Here is a 7,359-nt window from a genome sequence, read left to right as displayed (position 1 = left end):
GCAATGGCTTGAGATTTGCCGTGGGCAGGATGGTATGGAATTTTCCATGAATGCCAACTCTTCTTGTTTTACGCCAGTCTGCCAAAACAAATAAACCGTAACCGAGATTGAATCGGGGGTCACCTCTCCAAATTGCGGTATCTGTCTCGCGCTGGTTCGACAAATTTCCCGCATGTTTTTGGGGCGCTGACATTGTACGCTTTGCGCTGCAGGTGGTGGAGCCGGTGAAGCCAAGGTTTGGGGTGCTGGCGATTCCAATTCATTAGCTCCATTTATGTTGACGTGCTGTTGCGGTATCTCATCTGCGTACGCCTGAATGATCCCGCAATGGAGAATAAAACTTGAAAGGATTTTGGAAACCAATCCTCATTATATGTATGGTCGCGAGTCTTGCGTTTTATCAGGCTTACCAGTGGGCTGCTCACTACTACATGGGACGTGCTCAGAATGAGGCTAAGGCTACTCTTGGATTGGTTGTCGAAGCTGTGGATCAAGCGATCGGTCGTTTTCAACCGATCCCAACATTGATTGCCAGTGATCCCGCGTTTCAACAGCTACTGGGCAAGAATGGTCCCGATGGGAATACACCTTATTTGAACGAGAAACTTAGGCAGATTGCTCTATCTATCGGGGCCTCTGAAGTTTACTTGATGGGGTTAACCGGACAGACGATTGCAACCAGTAACTATCGCGACGAAGATAGCTTCTTGGGGCGTAATTTTTCTTTTCGGCCATATTTTTCTGAGGCGATCTCTGGCGAAACATCAATGTTCCACGCATTGGGGACAACATCCGGGGAGCGCGGCTTCTTCTTTTCCGCGCCAGTGCTGGATGGGGTCGAGATCGTTGGCGTGGTTACGGTGAAACTGCCGGCTGACACGATCGAGCGGGAGTGGCATGATCTAGGGCGTGACATTATCATGGCGGATGAAAACGGAATTATCTTTATGAGTAGCCGTGCCGATTTTCGACTGCGTTCACTTGCTCCTTTGTCGCCTGATGTCCGGCAGAATATCATCGCGACAAGGCAGTTCCCGGTGAATGAACTGGCGCCGCTGAATGTTGCGACGGATGCGATTGGTCAAGAGGCGGTACAGCTTAAGCTCGCTTTGAATGGCGTGCCTTATGCGTACCTCGCGAACAGTCGACCACTGTCATTGGCCGGATGGCATGGCATCGTTTTGACACCTGTGGAGACAGTGCAACAGCAGGTTATACGTACATTGTTGCTTGCAGGGTTTGCCGCTGTCGCAGCCATCTTGGCGATCCTCGTTTTTTGGCAACGCCGTACCAACGCGCTGCAACTCATGCAATTTGAACGACAGCAACGCGAAATGTTAGAGGCCAAGGTTCAAGAGCGCACTGTCGATCTCAACGCCGCGAATGCGAACCTGCAACAAGAAGTGACCGAGAGGCGCGCCACAGAGGATCTGTTGCGTAAGAGCCAAAAGGAACTCGTGCAAGCTGGCAAACTAGCGGCGTTGGGGCAAATGTCGGCTGCCATTTCGCATGAGATCAATCAGCCCCTCGGCGCAATTAAGAGCTACGCCGCGAATGCTTCGGAATTTATGGCGCGAAACCAGTTGGATGAAGCGCGGGAAAACGTCGATATCATTGGTCAAATGACAGACCGGATTACTGATATTTCTCATCATTTGCGCAATTTTGCGCGGCAGCCTGGTGACAAGTTGCGCGTGATCGACGTTGCAGAGGTGATTGACGAAACATTGGGGATTGTTGGTCCGCAGCTCCGATCTTGCCATGCTGAGGTGCGGTTTGATCGACCCAATGCGCCGATATTGGCTCTGGGTGGTAAATTGCGTTTGCAACAAGTGTTGGTGAATATGGTCACAAACGCGCTGGAAGCCATGTCACAAGACCCGAAACCGCTGATCGAGCTAGGGATCGAAGAACGAGAAGCCGAAGTGGACATTCACATGCGCGACTATGGGCATGGAGTTGCGGACGAAATTCTCGAGCTGGTATTCGATGCGTTCTATACAACAAAGTCTTCGGGGAGCGGAATGGGACTTGGCATGTCGATCTCTCAGAACATTATTAACGATTTTGGCGGCGCCCTGAAGGTTGCCAACCATCCGGTGCGTGGGGCAATTTTTACGGTGACACTCAGAAAGCCTGGCTTCGCACACCCCAATGAGGCGCTCACATGATGCAACATCACGTTCTATTTGCAGATGACGAAGAACATTTGCGCAAAGCGACAACACAGTCGCTGGCCTTTGCGGATATCGAAGTTACCAGCTTTGATCGGGCGGCCCCTTTGTTGAAACAGTTGGATGCAGATTTTGACGGTGTCGTGCTGACAGATATCAGGATGCCAGAAATGGACGGTATCGAGCTGCTTCGACGGGTGATGCTGATCGATCCAGATATCCCCGTCATAATGGCAACGGGCCATGGGGATGTCGATGTTGCCGTGAATTGCATCAAATCAGGTGCGTATGACTTTATCGAAAAACCGTGGTCGCCTGAGCGATTGGTTGCAAGCGTTAATCGCGCTGCAGAAAAGCGGCGTCTGTGTCTCGAGAACCGGAGGCTCTTGGGGCAGGTCAAACAAAGCAAAGTGGTTACAAAGACGCTTTATGGGCGCAGTGCGCCGATGCAGCGTTTGCATCAGGCCCTGACTGCCGTAACGCAAACCGATGTGGATGTGCTAATTACCGGGGATACTGGCACTGGCAAAGAAGTCGCTGCTCGGCTGCTCCATCGTGAAAGCGCCCGCAGCGCCGGGCCATTTGTTCACATCAATTGCGCGGCGCTGCCCGACGCGTTGATCGAAAGCGAATTGTTCGGTCATGAAATTGGTGCGTTTCCGGGCGCTGTCCGTGCGCGTGTTGGCAAACTGGAACATGCCCGTCGGGGTACACTCTGTCTTGATGAAATAGATCTGTTGCCGCTTCCGCTGCAGGCGAAGTTGCTTGACGTGCTCCACAACCGCACACTCACGCGGCTGGGGTCGAATGAGCAATTCAATCTAGATATCCGGGTGGTCGCGCTCGCTAAATCCGATCTGGAAACTGCGGTGGCCGAAGGCAGGTTCCGCGCTGACCTACTGTATCGGCTTAATGTGGCGACGCTCCAGATGCCGCGTCTGAACGACCGACGCGAAGATATTCCAGGCTTGTTCTTGCTGCTTGCAGCTGAGGTTGCCGATAAAAATGGACTGACACTGCCCGAGATTCCGGTTGATCACCTTAACGCGCTGGCCGCACGCGATTGGCCGGGCAACGTGCGTGAGCTCCGCAACGAGGCAGAGCGTTTTGTGTTGGGGTTGTCGTCCGCATTGGGTGCGGCAGGCGCTACGGCTGACACATTATCCCAACGTATGGCCGCCCATGAAAAGGCCCTTATCGCGGCCGCGATTTCGGCCAATGGAGGGCGCCTAAAAGAGACCTACGAATCCCTAGGGCTGTCACGGAGGTCGCTTTATGAGAAAATGCAGCGGTATGATCTCGTGCGCGAAGACTATACCGACTAATCAGGCCACCTGCTGAGATGGGCGGATATCCGCACAGCATTTTCCTGCGGAGTCACCAAAGATGCGCATCGGGTGAAGTTTTTTCGACGTGGTCCTACTTTTTCTAGGCAAGAAGCCTTTCGACTTTTGTATTCTTCTTCAAACGTCTCGCTGCCTTTGAGGAAAGGCACCTTTTCAACTTGAAACGCACAGCAAGACGCTGCGCGTGTGGGAGGACATCATGAAGACCATTTCTATTGCTGCCTTGGTCGCGGCATCCATTGCTGCACCTGTTATGGCCCAAGATCGCGACGGTTGGCCAGAGAGCTTTACCGTTGGCACCGCGTCTCAAGGCGGTACTTACTTTGCGTATGGTTCTGGCTGGGCGAACCTTGTTGCAGACGAACTGGGTATTCCAGGTGGCGGCGAAGTCACCGGCGGCCCAATGCAAAACATGGCTTTGGTGCACACTGGCGAAGTTCAGTTCGGCATGACCACAATGGGTCCGGCTGCTGAGTCTCTGCAGGGTACCAACCCAATTGCACCTGGTCTTCAGATGACCAACACATGCGCCATGTTCCCAATGTACCAAACGCCATTCGCTGTCACCACGCTGACATCGTCCGGCATTGCGTCGATCTCTGACATCCCTGCTGGTGCAAAGATCGGATTTGGCCCTGCTGGTTCAACCTCTGACACTTACTTCCCACGTATGATGGAAGAGTTGGGCGTAGAATTCGAACGCCGCAACGGTGGCTGGAATGACTTGGGCACACAGCTTCAAGATGGCCTGTTGGACGTGATCGCATTTGCTGCAGGCGTTCCAACCCCTGCCGTTAGCCAACTCGAAGTTCAGACAGAAGTGAACTTCATCACTTTCACAGAAGAAGAGCAGGCGACAATTCTGGAAGCTTTCCCAGTCGCGCCGTTCACCATCGCTGCTGACACCTACGAAACCATGACCGAGGATGCTCAGTCCGTTTCTATGTGGAACTTTGCTATCGCAAACTGCGACCTGCCTGCTAGCTTCGTTTACGAAGTTGTCGACGTGATCATGTCCGACAATGAGCGCATGCAGGGCATCCACCGTGCAGCCCGTTCTACATTGCCTGAAAACTGGGACAAGAACGGTACATTGCAGTGGCACCCAGGCGCTGCGCAGTGGTTCACTGAGAACGCTGGCGCAGAAATCGCTGCCGACATGGTGTTCGGCGGATAAACCGCTCCAACATCGTTGAACATATTGCGCGCTCCGTCTCGTTACGGAGCGCGCTTTATATACCCCTATAGCTGCCGAAGTCGGCATCCTGACATGTGAGAACCATCATGACAGACAGAGCATCTGAAGACCTAGAAATTGACGAACCAATCCTCGCTGAAGGCGTTGACGAGGAGCCGGTTGAAAGCAATCGACGCCTATTCGAAGGTCGGATGGCCTGGTTCATGGCCACCATTGCGTTGGTCTATGCTGGGTTTCACATGGTGGCGCTGAACGGGGTATCGATTTCCGAATGGACCGGCGTTGAAATTCCGCTGTTGCCAAACTTCCCGCTTGAGACGTGGAATTTCCGTATTATTCACATTGCGGGTGCCTTGGCGCTTGGGTTTGTGTTGTTCGCTCCGCGTTCGTTCAAGGACGAGGGTTCAGAACGAAATACCAAGGCCCTGACCATGGCGTCAGCCTTGTTGGCTTTGCCCGCGCTGTATGCAGGCTACACCGCTCTGTCATTTTCATCCCTTATTGGGTCTGGAACGCTACCTGAAATGGGCGGGTTGACGACTTGGGCATCATTCCCAGGCACGGATCTCTATCAGAGCGAGGTCTATCACTTTGGCCTGCCACTGCTTGTTGCGACATTCGGTGCGCTGGTCGTGGGCTGGTTCGAGGACCGGGGACGTTCAAAGGTGGCCGTGTCTGACATGGTCATGGCGGTCTGCGGTCTTATTGCGGCAATCTACCTCGTTTCGATTTACGGTACTGCTGCGCGCAACTCTGTCGGGACGTCATTCGTGCCAATCGGTATCGCCTTTGCGGCGACGGCTGGTGCCGCATTGATCCTAGAACTAACGCGCCGTGTTGCAGGTCTTGCGCTTGTGGTGATCACTGGCGTGTTCTTGCTGTACACATTTACTGCACACCTGCTGCCGGGAATTCTGGCCGTGCAGAACGCATACACGTGGCAGCGTTTCTTTGGTCATGTTTACTCGGATGCGGGTATCCTTGGGCCAACCACGGCAGTGTCGTCGACCTACATCATCCTGTTCATTATTTTTGCGGCCTTCTTGCAGGCTTCGAAAGTCGGTGACTACTTTGTCAACTTTGCGTTTGCTGCGGCCGGTCGTGCGCGCGGTGGACCTGCAAAGGTGGCAATTTTTGCCTCTGGCTTGATGGGCATGATTAACGGCACCTCAGCCGGGAACGTGGTGGCAACAGGTTCGCTTACCATCCCATTGATGAAGCGCGTAGGCTATGACCGCAAGACTTCTGGCGCGGTCGAGGCTGCTGCCTCGACAGGTGGTCAGATCATGCCGCCGATCATGGGGGCTGGTGCCTTTATTATGGCCGAGATCACGGGCATTCCGTATCAGGATATCGCAATCGCTGCGATCATTCCTGCGATCCTTTACTTCGCCTCGATCTACTTCATGGTCGACTTTGAGGCAGCGAAGCTCGGGATGCGCGGCATGCGCGAGGATGAGTTGCCGAAGCTCGCCAAGATGGCGCGACAGGTCTATCTGTTCGTACCCATTTTGATCCTGATTGCGACACTGTTTATGGGCTATTCTGTTATCCGCGCGGGTACTTTGGCGACCATCGCGGCGGCTGTTGTGTCCTGGATCCCAGTGCTGTTGTGCAGAGTTTCACCCAATTTGGTCGCGAATGAGAACGTGGCCGGTATGGGGCCGCGTGATATCCTCAAGGCGTTTGAATTGGCTGGTGTCATGTCCATTCAGATTATCGCTGTATGTGCATGTGCAGGTATTATTGTGGGTGTCATCTCGCTTACTGGTGTGGGTGCGCGGTTCTCTAGCGTATTGCTTGATCTTGCGGCGGCGTCTCAGCTCTTGGCATTGTTCTTTGCGATGTGCATCGCGATCCTGCTTGGAATGGGTATGCCGACAACAGCAGCCTATGCTGTTGCCGCATCTGTCGTCGCACCAGGTCTGGTACAATTGGGCATTCCACAACTGACAGCGCACTTCTTTGTGTTCTACTTTGCAGTGGTGTCTGCAATTACGCCTCCTGTTGCACTGGCAAGTTATGCCGCTGCGGGTATTTCGGGGGCCAACCCAATGGAGACCTCAGTCGCGTCCTTTAAGGTCGGTATTGCAGCCTTCATCGTGCCATTCATGTTCTTCTATAACTCGTCCATCCTCATGGAAGGTACAGTGTTGGAAGTGGCACGTGCTGGTATCACATCTGTCTTTGGTGTGTTCCTGCTCTCTTCTGGTGTGCAAGGTTGGTTCATCGGCTCTCGGGCTGTGTGGTATCTACGTGTGGCGCTGATCGCTGCGGCCCTGTGCATGATTTCAGGCGGGTGGGTGACCGATATCATTGGTCTGGCCATTACCGGTGTGACGGTGATGATCCAACGTGTCGTACGCCCAACTGGCAACCCAGCAGTTCCGGTGAAAGGCGCGGACTGATCTGGTTCAGTATACTACCCTTGGAGCGGCCTTGTGCCGCTCCAAGTTTTTTCACATGACTATGTTCATGTAGCCACGCCAGATGGACGCGGTTTATTTGCCAAAGCGCGTGACAATGCGGGCTTATGTCGATTTCATCGAGATTATGATTTGGAAAATTCGCTGTGCGCGCTGATTTCAACAGTGTGCCAATCGTAAATCAACAATTCGATATGTGCGAATGGCCAACGATT

At 53.5% G+C, this 7,359-nt stretch carries 5 protein-coding genes; 4 read left to right on the top strand and 1 reads right to left on the bottom strand.

The window, feature by feature from the left end; all coding sequences use genetic code 11:
* On the bottom strand, positions 1-193 hold a 193-nt coding region (locus TW80_RS18245), incomplete at its 3' end, for a hypothetical protein (RefSeq protein ID WP_204218459.1).
* A 148-nt stretch (positions 194-341) separates the two neighbouring features.
* On the opposite strand from TW80_RS18245, the gene TW80_RS01070 reads away from it, so the two are divergent.
* From TW80_RS01070 to TW80_RS01055, 4 genes are all read left to right on the top strand, one after another.
* Entirely contained in the window at positions 342-2,171 is a 1,830-nt protein-coding gene (locus TW80_RS01070) for a sensor histidine kinase (RefSeq protein ID WP_162197142.1), read from the top strand.
* The gene (locus TW80_RS01065; RefSeq protein WP_045995497.1) at positions 2,168-3,499 is read left to right on the top strand and encodes a sigma-54-dependent transcriptional regulator; all 1,332 of its coding nucleotides are present in this window, start codon (positions 2,168-2,170) and stop codon (positions 3,497-3,499) included. Before TW80_RS01070 ends, TW80_RS01065 begins: the two co-directional genes overlap by 4 nt.
* A gap of 220 nt (positions 3,500-3,719) precedes the next feature.
* Positions 3,720-4,697 (top strand): TAXI family TRAP transporter solute-binding subunit, encoded by a 978-nt coding sequence (locus TW80_RS01060; RefSeq protein WP_045995496.1) that lies wholly within the window; start codon positions 3,720-3,722, stop codon positions 4,695-4,697.
* A 107-nt stretch (positions 4,698-4,804) separates the two neighbouring features.
* Positions 4,805-7,126 (top strand): TRAP transporter permease, encoded by a 2,322-nt coding sequence (locus tag TW80_RS01055; RefSeq protein WP_045995495.1) that lies wholly within the window; start codon positions 4,805-4,807, stop codon positions 7,124-7,126.
* Positions 7,127-7,359 lie beyond the last annotated feature (233 nt).

The organism is Loktanella sp. S4079 (genome assembly GCF_000967725.1).
GTDB lineage: Bacteria > Pseudomonadota > Alphaproteobacteria > Rhodobacterales > Rhodobacteraceae > Yoonia.
Note: the sequence above shows the minus strand (reverse complement) of the source record. Positions and strands in the feature narration are given on the sequence as shown.

Coding starts and splice junctions, on each gene's coding strand:
- TW80_RS01065 (WP_045995497.1), top strand. CDS start 2,168: ATGATGCAACATCACGTTCTATTTGCAGATGACGAAGAACATTTGCGC.
- TW80_RS01060 (WP_045995496.1), top strand. CDS start 3,720: ATGAAGACCATTTCTATTGCTGCCTTGGTCGCGGCATCCATTGCTGCA.
- TW80_RS01055 (WP_045995495.1), top strand. CDS start 4,805: ATGACAGACAGAGCATCTGAAGACCTAGAAATTGACGAACCAATCCTC.